The organism is Geodermatophilus sp. SYSU D00814, assembly GCF_054050055.1.
Map to the genome: position 1 here is coordinate 100169 of NZ_JBJGYP010000009.1, position 15782 is coordinate 115950.

16 protein-coding genes are annotated in these 15782 nt (G+C 75.9%); 6 read left to right on the plus strand and 10 right to left on the minus strand.

Going from position 1 to position 15782, the window contains the following annotated elements; translation table 11 throughout:
- The first annotated feature begins 1 nt into the window (after position 1).
- The 3 genes from ACI780_RS08995 to ACI780_RS09005 all read left to right on the plus strand — a co-directional run bounded on the left by ACI780_RS08995 (position 2) and on the right by ACI780_RS09005 (position 4251).
- Complete coding sequence (locus tag ACI780_RS08995) at positions 2-1756, plus strand: PHA/PHB synthase family protein (protein WP_456869381.1); 1755 nt, start codon at positions 2-4, stop codon at positions 1754-1756.
- Positions 1740-2585, plus strand: coding sequence for a poly(3-hydroxyalkanoate) depolymerase (gene phaZ, locus ACI780_RS09000; RefSeq protein WP_457002292.1), 846 nt, complete (start codon positions 1740-1742; stop codon positions 2583-2585). The genes ACI780_RS08995 and phaZ overlap by 17 nt, the downstream gene beginning before the upstream one ends.
- Before the next feature lie 175 nt (positions 2586-2760).
- On the plus strand, positions 2761-4251 hold the full coding sequence (locus ACI780_RS09005; protein ID WP_457002294.1) for a DUF222 domain-containing protein: 1491 nt from the start codon (positions 2761-2763) through the stop codon (positions 4249-4251).
- A gap of 88 nt (positions 4252-4339) precedes the next feature.
- Here ACI780_RS09005 and ACI780_RS09010 read toward each other — a convergent pair whose 3' ends face one another.
- The 5 genes from ACI780_RS09010 to ACI780_RS09030 all read right to left on the minus strand — a co-directional run bounded on the left by ACI780_RS09010 (position 4340) and on the right by ACI780_RS09030 (position 9342).
- On the minus strand, positions 4340-5500 hold the full coding sequence (locus tag ACI780_RS09010; protein WP_457002296.1) for a papain-like cysteine protease family protein: 1161 nt from the start codon (positions 5498-5500) through the stop codon (positions 4340-4342).
- Between the two features lie 134 nt (positions 5501-5634).
- Positions 5635-6990: a neutral zinc metallopeptidase gene (locus ACI780_RS09015; RefSeq protein WP_457002298.1), complete on the minus strand. Its 1356-nt coding sequence runs from the start codon at positions 6988-6990 to the stop codon at positions 5635-5637.
- A 129-nt stretch (positions 6991-7119) separates the two neighbouring features.
- Entirely contained in the window at positions 7120-8055 is a 936-nt protein-coding gene (locus tag ACI780_RS09020) for a hypothetical protein (RefSeq protein WP_457002300.1), read from the minus strand.
- Positions 8052-8312 (minus strand): hypothetical protein, encoded by a 261-nt coding sequence (locus ACI780_RS09025; protein ID WP_457002302.1) that lies wholly within the window; start codon positions 8310-8312, stop codon positions 8052-8054. Before ACI780_RS09025 ends, ACI780_RS09020 begins: the two co-directional genes overlap by 4 nt.
- 397 nt (positions 8313-8709) lie before the next feature.
- Positions 8710-9342, minus strand: coding sequence for a hypothetical protein (locus tag ACI780_RS09030; RefSeq protein ID WP_457002304.1), 633 nt, complete (start codon positions 9340-9342; stop codon positions 8710-8712).
- A 398-nt stretch (positions 9343-9740) separates the two neighbouring features.
- Here ACI780_RS09030 and ACI780_RS09035 point away from each other — a divergent pair, with 398 nt between their 5' ends.
- The 3 genes from ACI780_RS09035 to ACI780_RS09045 all read left to right on the plus strand — a co-directional run bounded on the left by ACI780_RS09035 (position 9741) and on the right by ACI780_RS09045 (position 12041).
- The gene (locus ACI780_RS09035) at positions 9741-11108 is read left to right on the plus strand and encodes a cytochrome P450 (protein WP_457002306.1); all 1368 of its coding nucleotides are present in this window, start codon (positions 9741-9743) and stop codon (positions 11106-11108) included.
- Between the two features lie 79 nt (positions 11109-11187).
- On the plus strand, positions 11188-11544 hold the full coding sequence (locus ACI780_RS09040; protein ID WP_457002308.1) for a GNAT family N-acetyltransferase: 357 nt from the start codon (positions 11188-11190) through the stop codon (positions 11542-11544).
- Positions 11541-12041 (plus strand): VOC family protein, encoded by a 501-nt coding sequence (locus ACI780_RS09045; RefSeq protein ID WP_457002310.1) that lies wholly within the window; start codon positions 11541-11543, stop codon positions 12039-12041. Before ACI780_RS09040 ends, ACI780_RS09045 begins: the two co-directional genes overlap by 4 nt.
- Before the next feature lie 3 nt (positions 12042-12044).
- Here the strand turns inward: ACI780_RS09045 and ACI780_RS09050 are convergent, their stop codons facing one another.
- The 5 genes from ACI780_RS09050 to ACI780_RS09070 are packed head-to-tail and all read right to left on the minus strand — an operon-like array spanning position 12045 to position 15634.
- Positions 12045-13181: an FAD-dependent oxidoreductase gene (locus tag ACI780_RS09050; RefSeq protein WP_457002312.1), complete on the minus strand. Its 1137-nt coding sequence runs from the start codon at positions 13179-13181 to the stop codon at positions 12045-12047.
- A complete protein-coding gene (locus ACI780_RS09055; RefSeq protein ID WP_457002314.1) occupies positions 13178-13939 on the minus strand; it encodes a hypothetical protein in 762 nt (253 codons plus the stop codon). The genes ACI780_RS09050 and ACI780_RS09055 overlap by 4 nt, the downstream gene beginning before the upstream one ends.
- 29 nt (positions 13940-13968) lie before the next feature.
- On the minus strand, positions 13969-14898 hold the full coding sequence (locus tag ACI780_RS09060; protein ID WP_457002316.1) for an ABC transporter ATP-binding protein: 930 nt from the start codon (positions 14896-14898) through the stop codon (positions 13969-13971).
- A complete protein-coding gene (locus tag ACI780_RS09065) occupies positions 14895-15140 on the minus strand; it encodes a helix-turn-helix domain-containing protein (protein WP_457002318.1) in 246 nt (81 codons plus the stop codon). Before ACI780_RS09065 ends, ACI780_RS09060 begins: the two co-directional genes overlap by 4 nt.
- The gene (locus ACI780_RS09070) at positions 15140-15634 is read right to left on the minus strand and encodes a DUF2975 domain-containing protein (protein ID WP_456869396.1); all 495 of its coding nucleotides are present in this window, start codon (positions 15632-15634) and stop codon (positions 15140-15142) included. Before ACI780_RS09070 ends, ACI780_RS09065 begins: the two co-directional genes overlap by 1 nt.
- Between the last annotated feature and the right edge of the window lie 148 nt (positions 15635-15782).

Here is a 15782-nt window from a genome sequence, read left to right on the forward strand (position 1 = left end):
GATGACGAGCACCGCGCAGCGCCCCGACCGCGACACCGCCCGCCCGCGCCCGGCCGCGGCCGCCGACGGCAGCGCCGAGGAGCAGGCCGGCGACGCCGTCATGGGCCTGGACATGGTGCTCGTCGACGCCGCCCGCGGCCCGCTGCGGCGCATGGTCCCGCCGGTCCGCACGCTGGCCGCACTCGGCTCGGCGCTGGCCCGCCACCCCGACGCGGTGGCCCGGCGCGGCGGGGAGCTGGCGCGCGAGGTCGGGCGGATCGCGGTCGGCCGCTCGGAGATCGCCCCCAACCCCAAGGACCGCCGCTTCGCCGACCCGGCCTGGACCGGCAACCCCCTGTTCAAGCGGACGATGCAGGCGCACATCGCCGCGGCCCGCGCCGCGGCGGGCCTCGTCGACGACGTCGACCTCGACTGGCGCGACGACGAGCGGATCCGCTTCGCGCTGACCAACGTCGTCGACGCGCTCGCGCCCAGCAACGTCCCGTTCCTCAACCCGCTGGCCCTCAAGGCGGTCATCGACACCGGCGGCCGCAACGCCGTGTCGGGTCTGCGCCGGCTGGTCTCCGACGTCGCCACCGCGCCGCGGGTGCCCTCGATGGTCGAGCCCGACGCGTTCACCGTCGGTGAGGACCTCGCCGTCACCCCGGGCGCCGTCGTCCTGCGCACCGACGTGTTCGAGCTGATCCAGTACCGGCCGACGACGGAGACCGTCCGCGCCGTGCCGCTGGTGATCGTGCCCCCGACGATCAACAAGTACTACGTCACCGACCTCGCGCCCGGCCGCAGCATCGTCGAGCACTACGTCTCCGCCGGTCACCAGGTCTTCATGATGAGCTGGCGCAACCCCGACGCCCGGCACGCCGAGTGGGGCCTGGACACCTACGGCCAGGCGGTCCTCGACGCCGCCGACGCCGCCGAGCGGATCACCGGCAGCGACCGCACCGCGTTCCAGGGCTTCTGCTCCGGCGGGATCATCCTGGCGATGGTGCTGTCGCACCTGGCCGCCACCGGCCGGCTCGACCGGGTGGCCGCCGCCAGCTTCGCCGTCACCGTCCTCGACTGGGGCCGCGCCGGGACGATCGGGGCGCTCATGGACGAGCAGGCGGTGAAGGAGGCCACCGAGCGGTCGCGGAAGAAGGGCTACCTCGACGGCGCGATGCTGGCCGAGGTGTTCGCCTGGCTGCGGCCCAACGACCTGGTGTGGAACTACTGGGTCAACAACTACCTGCAGGGCCAGCCCCCACCGGCCTTCGACATCCTCTACTGGAACGCCGACACCACCCGGATGACCGCCGCGCTGCACCGCGACTTCATCGAGGTCGCCATCGGCAACCAGCTCACCGAGCCGGGCCGGGCGAGCATGCTCGGCACGCCGGTCGACCTCGGCACGGTCGACGTCGACACCTACGTCACCGCCGGCATCGCCGACCACCTGTGCCCCTGGCAGTCCTGCTACCGCACCACCCAGCTGCTCGGCGGCGACAGCCGGTTCGTGCTGTCCACCGCCGGCCACATCGCCTCGCTGGTCAACCCGCCGACCAACCCGAAGGCGTCCTTCCAGGTGGCCGACAAGACCCCGGCCGACCCGGAGGAGTGGCTGGCCTCGGCGCACAAGGAGAAGGGCTCGTGGTGGCCGGACTTCACCGCGTGGCTGGCCGAGCGCGCCGGCGAGGAGGTGCCGGCGCCCGAGGCGCTCGGGAGCGCCGACCTGCCGGTGCTGGGTGACGCGCCGGGGACGTATGTCTTCGACAAGTGAGCCGCGGCGGCGGCCGGGCCGGGAGACCGTCCGGGCGCTGACCGTGGGGGGCCGCACCCTGCGCGTGTCCGAGCGCGCCGGCGACGGCTCCCGTCCCCCGCTGGTGCTGATGAACGGCATCGGCGCCAGCCTCGAGGTGCTGCAGCCCTTCGTCGACGCGCTCGACCCGCGCCGCACCGTCGTCCGCTTCGACGTGCCCGGGGTGGGCGGCTCGCCCAAGCCGGTCGTCCCCTACGTGCTGGCCACGCTGACGCCGGTGGTCTCCGGCGTCCTGCACCGGCTCGGGCACCGCGGCGCCGTCGACGTGCTGGGGCTGTCGTGGGGCGGGGGGCTGGCGCAGCACTTCGCCGTCCAGCACCGCCGCCGCTGCCGCCGGCTGGTGCTCGCCGCCACCGGTACGGGGTCGCTGATGGTGCCGGCGCACCCGCGGGTGCTCTCGCACATGCTCACGCCGCGGCGGCACCGCGACCCCGGCTACGCCACCCGCGTGGCCGGGGAGCTCTACGGCGGCACGGTGCGGGACGACCCGGCACGGGCCGCGCGGGCCCTGCACGCGCACACCCGGGTGGGTCCGCGGCGCGGCTACTACTACCAGCTGGCCGCGAGCGCGGGCTGGAGCAGCCTGCCGTTCCTCTCCCTCATCCGGCAGCCGACCCTCGTGCTCGCCGGCGACGACGACCCGATCATCCCGCTGGTCAACGCCCGCATCCTGGCCCGCGGCATCCCGCGCGCGCGGCTGCACCTCTACGACGGCGGACACCTGGCGCTGGTCACCGAGGCCGACGAGCTGGCGCCGGTGGTCGACGCGTTCCTCGACGAGGACGACTGACCGCCTCGGGTCACGCTCGGGGTGACGCGGACCGCGGGGTTCGGGACGGCTGCCACTCCGAGGGGCACCCGCGGGGGTCGAGCCACCCTGTCGGTTGCTCGTCGCCCTCCCCGGTCCAGCACATCGCGCCGCTGACCTGCGAGAACTGTCGTACCCCGTGCGTAGGTTCGGAGTCGTGCAGGAGGTCGCGGACGTCGATTCGCCGGTGGCGGGTGACCTCCTCGACCTGCTCGCTTCCCGCCCGCCGGAGTTCCGTCGACTGCCGGTCGGCCTGCTCTCACGCGAGCAGAAGGCCGCCGAGCTGCAGCGGGTGGCCGCGCTCAAGGCGGTGACCGCCGCCTACGAGGCCGAGCTGGTCCTCGGCCTGGCCGACGACAGCCCCGATGACGACGACCCGCCGCCCGGTGCCCCCGGTGCCCGCCGCGGGTCGTGGAAGCCCGATGGCGAGCTGCCCGGTGTCTCGGAGTTCTTCACCGCCGAGCTGGCGCTGGTGCTCAACTGCGGCCGCGGTACCGCCAACCACCTGGCCACCCGCGCCTGGACCTACCGCGAACGCCTGCCCGCCACCTGGGCGGCACTGGCCGCGGGCAAGCTGGACGAGGCCCGCGCCAGGGCGCTGGTCGACGTGCTGCAGTACACCGCCCCGGCTCTCGCCCGCCGCATCGAGGCCGCCGTGCTGCCCGAGGCGGCACAGCTGACCGTCGGCAAGCTCAAGAAGCGCGCGCTGGAGTTACTGCTGGAGGCGGACTCCGACGCGGTCGACCAGCGGCGGAAGACCGCCGAACGACAGGCCGACGTGCGCGTCTACCCCTCGCCGACCGACGGGATGAGCACCCTCGCCGCCGACCTGCCCACCGACGTGGCCGCCGCCTGCCACGCGACCGTCGACGCACTCGCCCGGATGCTCAAGGCCGACGGCGACCCGCGGCCCATCGGGCAGCTGCGCACCGCCGTGTTCGCCGACCTGCTGCAGCGCCCCTGGCAGGCCGGGCCGGCGGTCACCGCGCACCTGCAGATCGTCGCCACCCTCGCCGCCCTGGCCGGGCGGTCGAGCCAGGCCGGGGAGGTGAACGGGCTGCCGATCACCGCCGCCCACCTGCGCGAACTGCTGCACCAGTTGGACGTCCTCGGCGTACAGGCGCCCGAGGGTGGGTCGGTGACCGTCTCACTCACCGAGGACGACGGGACGCTCCGGGCGACCGCGACGCTGAACCGGCTACGGAAGCTGGCCACCCGAGGCTGCCCTGATCATGCGGAGACCGAGTGCGACTGCCCGGTGCTCGACCGGCCGGCGGCCAGGAACGGCTACGCGCCGTCGGCGGCGCAGCAGGCGTTCGTGCGCACCCGCGACCGCACCTGCCGGATGCCGACCTGCGGGCAGCGGGTCGGCTGGGCCGATGCCGACCACGTCCTCCCACACGCCGAGGGCGGGTCCACCGACTGCGCCAACCTGTGCTGCCTGTGCCGCTCGCATCATCGCGTGAAGACCTTCGCCCGCGGCTGGCGCTTCGAGATGGCCGAGGACGGAACGCTCACCGTCACCACCCCGTCGGGCATCACCCGCATCACCCGGCCACCGGGACTGCGACCACCACCGCCGCCGGAACCCGAGCCACCGCCGGCAGACGAGCCGGCCGACCCGGACGACGACCCGCCGCCCTTCTGACGTGCACGGCGGGACCACCCGTGCGGCTCGCTGCGGTCTCCAGCAGGTCACGTCCGGTGGCCCGGTGCGGTCTCCCGGACAGGGAGGGTCAGGCCCCCATCGTGTCGTCCATCTGGATCAGCGGGCGGGCCGCCTCCCGGAGTGCACCGACCGCCTCACCGAAGGGCGCGGCCACCCCTGCCGGGATCGGTCCCAGGCCGGTGATGGGGACCAACTGGTCGTGACCGGGTTCCTCGTAGTGCAGCCAGAGGGCCTCGAAGTTGAGTGCGGGGACCCGGTAGAGCCGGAGCTCGGCCTCCCCTTCCTGCTGCTCGGAGACCTGCACCGCCGCGTCGAGCGCCCGGGCGAAGGGCTCCAGGTGCTGGGCGGAGGCCGACATCTGACGGATCCGGCCGTCCTCTCCCTCGTCCACGTCGTAGAACGCCTGGGGAAGACCGGCGGCCGTCTCGTAGACCCGGAGCCCGACCGCCGTCCCGGTGGCGTCCTGCTCGCCCGCGAGAGCGTCGAGCCCCACGACGAAGACGGGCTGCGCCAGGCCCAGGGACGGGGACGTGTCGGTGGCCGACTGCCGGGCCTGGTCCGGGGTCACGTCCGTCTTGAGCCTGAGCAGGGAACGGGCCTCCCAGATGCGCCGCATGACGGAGTCCTGCACCGGGATTCGCCTGATCGGCACCGTGGAGTACCTCTTCGTGAAGTAGGTGTGTGTCCAGGTTCCGCTGCCCTGGTAGTTCGTGGAGAAGTCCGCGACCGTGAGGTGCGACTTTCCGTAGATCGGGTCGTCGATGTCGACGTACTCCTGCCCCAGGACCGTGCTGTACCCGTAGATGCACATGAAGTGCCCGCCACCGCCGGACCAGCCGATCCGCGCTCCCACGGGGCGGCCCGCGTCGATCTCCGCGCGGACCACCGAGAAGGCGACCGGTCCGGTGATCCTGACGAAGTTGCGGGTCCGGGTGAGCGCCCGGTCGAGGTACCACGGCACGTTGCACGGCGTGGGTGCCGGTGATCCGCAGCAGTCGGTGCGCGCCAGTTCCGCGTTGGCCACCCGGCACTGCGTCCACGGACTCAGGAACCAGTAGAAGTGCGACACACTCCTCGACGTGGCCGCCCAGCACCAGTTGGACTCGGTCTGCGCCTGCATCGTGAAGTCCAGCTGCTTGGACCTGATCAGCCTCCCCGCGACGTCCAGCTCCCACAGGAGCGCTCGGTACGGCGTCGACGAGGCCGACACCAGTTCTGGGGCAGGCATGCGCGGTCCCTCCGCTCCCTGATCACCCGCCACGCGGGCGGGGACGGCTGAGCCCGGAACCTAGGGGCCGGGCGTCACCTGCGCGTCACCACGGGAGGAGCCGGCCGGGCGGGCGGCGACGACGACCGACGCCGTCAGAACCCGCAGCGGTCGCCGCCGTCGACGAAGCCCCGCCGGAAGGCGTCGACCAGCTCGAAGCCCGACAGCCCCGAGGGCGCCAGCACGGCGGGGTCGGTGCCGTACTGCAGCAGCGCCGTCACGGCCTCGTCGACGTCGCCCGGCGCGAGCCGCACGTCCTCGATCTCGCCGTCGAACGCCTCGCGGGTCAGCCAGCCGGTGGCGCACGCGGCGCCCGCGACCGCGGCCGGGCCGTCCACCGTCAGCCCGCGCTGGTCGCGCACCGCCAGCCCGTAGGGCAGACCGAGCAGCGCCGGCACCGCGAAGTCACCGACGTCGACGGCGGCGGGCTCGAGCAGGCCCGCTGCGTCGTAGCGCACCGACCCGTCGGCGGGGCAGTACTGCAGGTCGAGGTCCGCACCCCCGCAGGCGGCGCCGTCGGCGGCCCGCACGTCGGGCTCGGTCAGCCGGCCGCCGAGGGCGTCGGTACCGGGGAAGCCGGTGCCCAGCGCCTGCCGCCAGAACGCGTCGAGCACCTCGTCGGCGCCGGCCACCACCTCGGCGGCGGGCCGGTCGTCCTTGACGCGCGTCGGGTCGGACTCCTGCTGGGTGAACAGCCGCGACTCGTCGAAGGCGGCACAGACGCGCGCCCCGTCGGCGTAGCCCTCCTGGAACGCCGACAGCTGGTCGAACAGCGACCCGTGCGCGTCCTCGGCGTCCGGTGAGGTGCCGGGGGCGTCGCCGAAGTACAGGTAGCCGAGCAGGTAGGGGTCGAGTTCCGCGGGCCGGACGGCGACGTGCGCGCCGTTGCCGTCGACCACCCACCGCGTCCACGCGCCGGCGAAGCACTCCGCCTGGGTCTCGGCGACGATCGAGGGGGCGTCGAGCCCGGCGTCGGACTGGACGGCGTGGGCGATCTCGTGCGCCATGATCTCGGCGACCATGAACGGGCCGTACTCGTCGGCCAGGTCGGCCAGCCACGCCCGGTCGTAGACGACGGCGTCGTCGTCACCGCAGTAGTAGGCGTTCTCGGCCAGGTCGGCGACGTCGTCCGAGAAGCAGTCACCGCGGGGCAGGTCGGCGGGGTCGGTCTCGGCCGGGTCGATCGACCAGACGCCGCCGTCGAGCCCGTCGAAGTCGTCCCCGGAGAGCTGGGGGGCCACCTCCTCCCACCAGGTGAGCACGTCGGCGGCCGCGTTGCGGGCGACCCGGTCGGCCTCGTCCCCGGCCTCGGCCAGGTGCACCGGCAGGTCGGCGTCGGTGCGCGGCCCGCCGCCGGGCGGGGAGGCGACGCCGGCGACGACGGTGGTGCAGCCGGTCAGTCCCACGCCCGCGGCGAGCACCAGCCCGGCGGCGGAGTGCGGGACGCGCACGGCGGGCTCCCTCCGGGCGGTGGGCGGACGGCGCGGACGGCGTCCGCACGGGCGAGGCAGAGGGAGCCTTCCGCACGTCTGCGCCGCCAGGACGTGCAGGAAGCTCCCCGTGCCTCGGACGGGGCCCCGCTACACCGCCGACGGGTGAGACCGGATCGCGGTGACCAGCGGGCAGCCGGCCTCCCCGAACTCCTCGACGACGAACCCGAACTGCACCAGCAGCGCGGTCAGCGTCTGGTTCATCGTGCGCTGCACGGCGGTGTCCAGCGCGGCGCCGCGCACCTGCTGCACGGCCATCCGGTCGTGCTGGCGCCAGCTGACCAGGATCCCGCCGTACAGCGGCTCCGGGGTCAGGCACACCCCGCCCGCCGGCACCTCGCCGCGGTCGGCGCCCGAGCAGTCGTGCAGCGGCAGCCCCGCCTCGACCAGCGCCGCGGTCACCTCGACGACCAGCGTGGTCAGCGCGTCCTCGTCGGTGAGCAGCTCGTCCCAGTCGTCGGCGAGCCGGTCGAGCTGCTCCCCGAGCTCGGTGAGCCACGCCCGGTCCTGCACCGACGGGCGCCGGGCGACCGTGCCGTCCGTGCGCAGGGTGCCGTGGACGGCGCGGGCGTCGCCCTCGAGCCCGCAGGACACCGCCGTCCACTCGGCCTCGACCCGGTCGTCGAACGGGCCGGCCAGCGCCGCGGGGGCCGCCGGGTCGCTCTCGGTGTCGACGAGCCACCACGCCGCCGGCGTACCCGCGTCGGCGAGCCGCCGGCCCGCGGGGTGGGCGGACGGCGCGGGGTGCGGCGCGAGACCCACGGCGGTGCGGGCCTGCAGCGCCACCTCCGCGCCGTCCCCGGCCGGGCCCCCGGGGACCGGCACCGGGACGTCGGCGAGGACGGCGGCGACCTCACCGCCGGCGTCGGCGGGCAGCGGCGCGGGCGCCGGCTGCTGGGGACGCACGCGGTTGCGCTCGAACTCGTAGCGCGCGGTGGAGGCGCGGCCGAGCGCGACGACCACGCCGGCCATCGCGACGAACCCCAGGACCGCGACCAGGGGCCAGAGGAGGACCGGCTCGTTCACCAGGCGCACCAGGAGCGCTGCGGGCCGGAGCCCCAGTCGGCGGCCCGGCGGACCCAGGCCCGGACGACGGCGACGGCCTCGCGCGGGCTGCGCGCGGTGTCGGGTGCGCCGAGGGGTGCGCTGTCGGGGGCGTCGTCGGCCGGGTCGTCGGCGGCCTCGAGGCCCAGCAGGGTGACGAGGTCGGCGATGCCCAGCCCGTCCTCGCCGCGTGCGGCCGGGGCGAGCGGGGACGGTGCCGGTGGTGCGGGCGCGCTCACGATGGGTTCCTCCCGTGCGGACGTCCCGGCCGGGGAAGTGCCGGTGACGGGACGAGCATCGGGCCCGCGGGCCCCCGACACGGCCCGCCGGCGGCACCTGCGGCGGCGGCGTCACGTGATCGTTGTGTCCGCCCTGCTCAGGGGCCGGTCACCCGCCGTTGCGGGCACCGTCTTGTCGACTCGCCGTCGGCTCCCCCGCGTGGCGCGGTCCGCGAGCCGTGCGGTCGTCCCGGAGCGGCCACGGGAGGGGCGGCGTGTCGCGCGTCGTGCCGGCCCGGCCGAGCCTGCCACGGCCGGCGGGCGCGGGCGCACCGGCCCCGGGAACGCCACAGGGACGCCGTCGGTGTCGACGGCGTCCCTGTGGACGTGCGGTGTGGTCTGTGGGTGCGCCGGCCGCTCAGTCGGCGTAGCGGACGACGGAGCCGCCGGCGTCCCCGCCGAGCGGGGTGACCTCGAGGCCGCGCAGCCAGAGGACGTCGGCCAGCGCGCGGTTCATGACCGCCTGGATGGAGATGTCGGCGACCAGGCCGTGGACCTGCTCGACGCTCATCCGGTCGTGCTGCCGCCAGCCGACGACGACACCGTCGAGACCGGGCTCGGCGCTCACGCACGCGCCGCCGAGCGCGGTGCCGGAGCCGGTGGCGTCCCACAGCGGCAGGCCGGCCTCGGTGAGCGCCGCGGCGACCTCGACGACGAGGGTGGCCAGCGGGTCCTCGTCGGCGAGGGCGGCGTCCCAGTCCTCGGGCAGCCGGTCGAGCTGGTCGCCGAGGTGGGCCAGCCACGCCATCTCCTGCGGGGAGGGCCGGCGGTGCAGCCCGCCGTCGGGCCGGCGCAGCCCGTACACCGGGCGCAGGCTGGCGCCCTCGTCGACCGCGTGCCCGGCCGCGGCCCACGCCGCGCCGGCGCGGTCGGGGAAGGGACCGTCGACCAGCCGGCCGGACCCGAACCCGTCCTCGCTCACCAACCACCAGCCCAGGCGTGCCTCGCCGTCGAGCCGGACCTCACTGCTGCGCAGAACCACCGTGTCCACCGTTCGTCCCGTCCATGGGGCCGTCGAGGGGAAGTGCGACGGCGACCGCGACCACCGGGGGGAGGCGGTGCGGATGACAGGACGGTAGGGGCGCGGGACCGGTGTCCCACCGCCGCGGACGACCCGCGGGACACGGCGTTCCCGGATCGTTGCGAAGGCGCCGGCCCGGGCCGCTGACCTGCCTCTCCAACCGCCCACAAGTCGACCGTTCCGTGCCGGGCGGAGCGTGGGGATGTGCCGAAACCGCACGACGACCCCGGTTCGGCTCAACCCCCGGCGCGTCCCGGCGACCGCGACCCGGCGGGGCCGGGTGGACGGCGGGCGGGCCGCTGCGCAGGATGGCGCTGCGCGGCCGTACCGAGCGGTACCGGCCCGGGGGCACACGGGAGGCGGCGGGGATGGCAGTGGTGTCGACGGCGCGCAGCGGGGTCCGCTGGGCGGCGACGCACGGGGTGATGCGGCTGGCGATCCGGGCCCGGGCCCGCGCCGGCAACGCCGACGCCGAGGTGCTGCGCGACCCCGCCGTCCGGGAGGACCCGTTCGCGCACTACGAGCGGCTGCGCACCCCCGCCCCCCTGGTCGGCGGCGCGTTCTCCAAGGTCAGCGTCCACCACGCCGTCTGCACCGAGGTGCTGCGCAGCGGCGACTTCGGGCAGATCGGCGGGTCGCGCACCGAGGGCCTGCCGCCGGTGCTGCGGACGGCGCTCCGGCTGGCCGGCCCGCGGCCCAGCGTCGGGCCGATCGACCCGCCGTCGATGCTCGCCGTCGACCCGCCCGAGCACACCCGCTACCGCCGGCTGGTCAGCCGCGCCTTCAGCGCCCGCGCCGTCGCCCGGTTGCGGGAGCGCACCCGCGCCATCGCCGAGGAGCTGCTCGACGACCTCGAGAGCGAGGCGGGGGCCGGCGGGCAGGTCGACCTCGTCGCCCGCTACGCCAGCCTGCTGCCGGTCACCGTCATCTCCGAGGTGCTCGGCGTGCCGGTGTCGATGCGCGAGCAGTTCCTCACCTGGGCCGACGGCGCCACCCCGAGCCTGGACATGGGCCTGCGGTGGCGCACCTTCCGCGAGGTCGAGCGCAACCTCGCCGAGCTCGACGCCTGGTTCCGCGGTCACCTGCGGAGGCTGCGCCGCGATCCCGGGGACGACCTGCTGTCCGCGCTGGTCACGGCGGCCGACGACGACGGCGGCGCGCTCACCGAGCAGGAGCTCCTGGCCACCGCGGCGCTGGTGTTCGGCGCCGGCTTCGAGACCACGGTCAACCTGGTGAGCAACGGCGCGGCGCTGCTGTTCGCCTCCCCCGACCAGCGCCGCCTGCTGGCCGCGGACCCGTCGCTGTGGCCCAACGCCGTCGACGAGGTGCTGCGGGTGGAGTCGCCGGTGCAGCGGACCGGGCGGCGCGCGCTGCGCGACACCACGGTCGCCGGTGTCCCGGTCCGCGAGGGCGACCTGGTGATCCTGGTGCTGGCCGCGGCCAACCGCGACCCGCTGGTCTTCCCCGACCCGCACACCTTCGACGTCACCCGGCCCAACGCCCGTGACCACGTGGCGTTCTCCAGCGGCATCCACTTCTGCCTGGGCGCGGCGCTGGCGCGGATGGAGGGCGAGGTGGCGCTGCGGGCGCTGTTCGAGCGGTTCCCCGACCTCGCCCCCGCCGGCCCGTCGACCCGCCGAGGCACCGTCATCCTGCGCGGCCACGCCACGCTGCCGGTGGTCCTGGGCCCGGCCGCCCCGGCGCCGGCCCGCGGCCGCCCGCACGTCCCCGCCTGACACCGCGGGCCCGGCCCTCCCCGTCCCCGGCCGATCTGCGCGAGGATGCGGGCCGACGACGCCCGATCGGAGGACCGCCGTGACCGACAGCCAACCGCGGGTCGTCGACCACCCCGAGGCCTCCCGCTTCGAGGTGCTCGTGGACGGCGAGGTCGCCGGGTACGCCGAGTACCGGCGGACGCCGTCGGCGGTGTCGTTCACCCACACCGTGGTCGAGCCGGCGTTCGAGGGACGGGGGCTCGGGTCGGTGCTGGCCCGGGGTGCCCTCGACGCCGTCCGCGCCTCGGGAGCGCAGGTGCTCCCGTTCTGCCCGTTCATCCGCGCCTACGTCAGGCGCCACCCCGACTACCTCGACCTGGTCCCGGCCCGCCGCCGGGCCCAGTTCGGGCTGCCCACCGACCAGCCGGCCCCGGACCCCGAGGGAGCGCCCCGATGACCGAGACCCGCGACCTGCCGGCCCTGGAGGCCGAGCGCGCCCGCATCCGCGACGCGCACCTGCGGCCCGCCGGGCAGCGCCCGGCCTCCACCGCGCGCGGCCTGCACCACACGGCGCTGATCAGCAGCGACGTGGAACGGACGATCCGCTTCTACCAGGACGTCCTCGGGTTCCCCCTCACCGAGCTGATCGAGAACCGCGACTACCCCGGCTCCTCGCACTTCTTCTTCGACATCGGCAACGGCAACCTCGTCGCGTTCTTCGACTTCCCCGGCCTCGACGTGGGCCCCTACGCCGAGGTGCTCGGCGGGCTGCACCACATGGCGATCAGCGTCGAACCCGAGCGCTGGCAGGAGCTGGTGCAGCGGCTCACCGACGCCGGCGTGCCGCACGAGGTGCACAGCGGCGTCTCGGTCTACTTCCGCGACCCCGACGGCGCCCGCATCGAGCTCATCTCCGACCCGCTCGGCGAGATGTACGGCTCGACGGTGCTCTGACCCTCACACGGCGACCGGGGAGGGCGCGGGGACGGTCGGGAAGGACCGGTCGCCGAAGAGCACGAGGCGGGCCGCGGCGCGCCCCGGCGGCGTGCGCAGCAGGGTGAACGCCGCCGTCGCCGTCGCGGGCGTGCGCACCCGGGCCAGCCCGCGGCGCAGCGCGAGCCTGCCCCGGAACCGGGCGCGCAGGGCGGCCCCGTCGTAGTGCGCCAGCGCGTCGGGCCGCCCGGTGCGCAGCGCGTCGTCGAGGACGTCGACGGCGTGGTCCGACAGCCGCAGGCAGGGGTCGAGGCCGCCGGCGGTGAGCGGGGAGACCGCGCCCGCGGCGTCCCCGACCAGCAGCCCGTCGGCGCAGGAGATCCGGCGCAGCAGCCCGCCGACGGGGATCGGGCCCCCGCGCCGCTCGACGTCGTCGGCGAGGGCCAGCCCGGGCGCCACCCGCGGCGCCACCGCGCGGAAGCGGTCGAGGGCCCGGCGCAGGCCGTCGGGGAAGCGGTCGGCGTACCCGGCGACGCCCACGTGGGCGTGCCGGCCGTCGTCGACCACCCAGGCCAGGTAGCCGGGCGCGAGCGTCGGGTCGAGGACGCAGTGGAAGGCCGGCGGGCCCCCGCCGCCGGCGAGCGGGAAGACCTCCTCGGCGCCGACGAGCAGGTGGGTGTTGCGGTCGAGGCCGAGGTCGGCGGCCACCCGGGAGCGGGCCCCGTCGGCGCCGACGAGGAAGCGGGCGCGCACCCGGACGGGGCCGCCGGGGCCGGTGAGGAGGGCCGCGCCGTCGTGCCGGCCGGCGTACCGGGTGCCGAGGGCGGTGCGCACGCCCGCGTCGGCGGCGTCGCGGGCGGCGGCCTCGTACAGCGCGCCCATGTCGCCGACCCGGAACTCGTCGCGGTCGCTGTCGAGGACCACCGGGCGGTCGAGCCCCGGCGGGTGGAGCACCACGCGCCGGATCGGCGGGCCGAGGTGCTCGGCGGGCAGCGGGAAGTCGTCGAGCGTCTTGCGGACGAAGATGCCCGTGGTGCGGACGGCGCCGGCCAGCCGGGTCCGCCGGTCGACCAGCAGCACGTCGTGCCCGCGCCGGGCGAGCCGGGTGGCGGTGTGCAGCCCGGCCAGCCCGGCGCCGACCACCAGGACGTCGGCGTTCACCGGACGTCGTCCCGGACCGTGCGCAGCCAGCCCAGCACGAGCGCGCCGCCGGCCCAGGCCAGCAGCACGGTGACCGCGGCCCGCCGGGTGGTCCCCTGCCCGTCCTCGCCCAGCAGGAGGGAAACGGCGCCGGTGCCGGGCAGCGCCTCGGCCACCGCCGTCGCCCAGGTCCAGCCGGCGTTGCCCAGCAGCAGCGGGAGCACCAGCACGAGGAGGAACACGCCGACGAGCGCCCCGGCGGTGCTGCGCAGCAGCGCGCCGAGCCCGACCGCGAGCGCCGCGCCGGCCGCCACGACGAGCGCCACGGTGCCCAGCACCCGGACGCCGTCGGCGGCGGGCAGGTCGAGCCGACCGCCGGAGGCGAGGGCGGCCGTGCCGGCGGAGGCGGCGGCGAGGACGACGCCGAGGGCGGTCGCCGACAGCACCGCCACGGCCGCCCGTGCGGTGGACAGCACGCCGCGCCGCGGCGTCCACTGCAGGGTCGGCACGATCCCGCCGGTGCCGTGGTCGGCGGTCACGGCGGTGAGGGCCAGCCCGAGCAGGGCGAACTGCGCGGGCACCACCGCGGCCGCGGCCACCCGCCAGGCGGGCTCCTGCGTGGCGGTGGCGGGCTCCCCCGCCACCTCGGTGCCGACCAGCGCGCCGACGCCGAGCAGGACCACGGCGGCGGCCAGCAGGAACCACCAGCTCGTGCGCACCGTCCACAGGCGGGCCCACTCGGCGGCGCAGGTCCGCCCCAGGACGCGCGGGGTGGACACGGGACGGGCCCCCCGGGCCGGGACCGCCGTCACCGGGCCGCCCCGGCCGGCACCGGGTCGCTCCCGGCGTACTCCACGCTCCCTGCGGTCAGCGCCAGGTAGGCCTCTTCCAGCGACTGCCGCACCTCCGACAGGTGGTGCAGCGGGACACCGGCGGCCGCGGCGACCTCGCCGACGTCCTCGGCTCCGAGGCCCTCGACCCGCAGCTCGTGGGCGTCGACGCGCTCGACGGCCGCCCCGCGTGCGGCGAGCCCGGCCAGGAGGAGGTCCGGCCGGGCGCAGCGCACCCGGACCCGGCGGCTCCCCAGCCCGCGCAGGAGCTCCGCGGTCGTCGTGTCGGCGACGAGGCGGCCGCGGCCGACGACCACCAGCCGGTCGGCGGTCTGCTCCACCTCGCCGAGCAGGTGGCTGGAGACCAGCACGGTGCGGCCCTCGTCGGCCAGGCGGCGCAGCAGCCCGCGGATCCAGCGGACGCCGTCGAGGTCGAGACCGTTGACCGGCTCGTCGAACAGCAGCACGCCGGGGTCGCCCAGCAGCGCGGCGGCGATGCCGAGGCGCTGGCGCATGCCGAGGGAGTAGCCGCCGATCCGGCGGCGCGCCGCGGCGCCCAGCCCGGCCTGCTCGACCACCTCGTCGACGCGGCGCAGGGGGATGCCGTTGGTGCGGGCGGCCACGCGCAGGTGGGCGCGTCCGGTGCGCCCGGGGTGCACCGCGCCGGGGTCGAGCAGCGCGCCGACCTCGCGCAGCGGCTCGCCGAGCGTCGCGTACGGGCGCCCGCCGACCAGCGCCGACCCCGCCGTCGGCCGGTCCAGCCCGAGGACGGCCCGCATCGTCGTGGACTTGCCGGCGCCGTTGGGCCCGAGGAAGCCGGTGACCTTCCCCGGCTCGACGTCGAAGCTCAGGTCGTCGACGGCGAGGACCCGGCCGTAGCGCTTCGTGAGGCCGCGGACGGTGATCACCGGAGCGACTCCTGCGGCGACTGCGCGGCGTCCTGCTCGTCGGGGACCCACTCGAGCAGGTCGCCGGGCTGGCAGCCGAGCACCCGGCACATGGCCTCGAGGGTGCTGAAGCGGACCGCCTTGGCGCGGCCGTTCTTGAGCACGGCGACGTTGGCCGGGGTGAGCCCGACGCGCTCGGCGAACTCCCCCACACTCATCTTGCGGCGGGCCAGCTCGACGTCGATGCGGACGACGATGGGCATCAGATGACCGCTTCCATGTCGGTCCGCAGCGTGGTCGCCTGCCGCAGCAGGGCACGCATCACCACCATGAGCAGCCCCACCACGGCGCCCACGAGCAGCAGCACCAGCAGGATCGCGAACAGCGCCGCGTCGTCGCTGACCCCGTCGACGATGAAGTAGTACGTGCCGACGAAGGTCCCCAGGAGCCCTCCCCAGCCGGCGACCACCGCCCACACGATCCCGTTGACCCACGGCAGGGCCGCCTCGCTGAAGATGCGGTCCCGGGTGACCAGCGTCAGCAGCTGCCAGGTGCACACGACGACGGCCTGCACGCACAGCAGCGCGAGCACCGCCGCGGCGGTCATCGCCGACTGCACGAGCGACTGCTCCAGCGACGGGTCGGCCAGGTCCGGGACCATCCGCGGCACCGCCCACACCTGGGCGGCCAGCAGGGCTCCGAACACCACCACGAGCAGGACCCGGAGGGGCAGCACCACCCGGTGCACGATCGACATGCATCGACTCTCGGGGAGGATCTATCGAGAGTCAATAGCTCGCATGGGTGTGTCGCGTCCCCGGACGGCCTACCGTGCCGTCGTGCTCACCTCCCTGCGCCGGCCGTTCACCGAGGCCGAGGCGGCCGAGGTCGCGGACTGGGCCCAC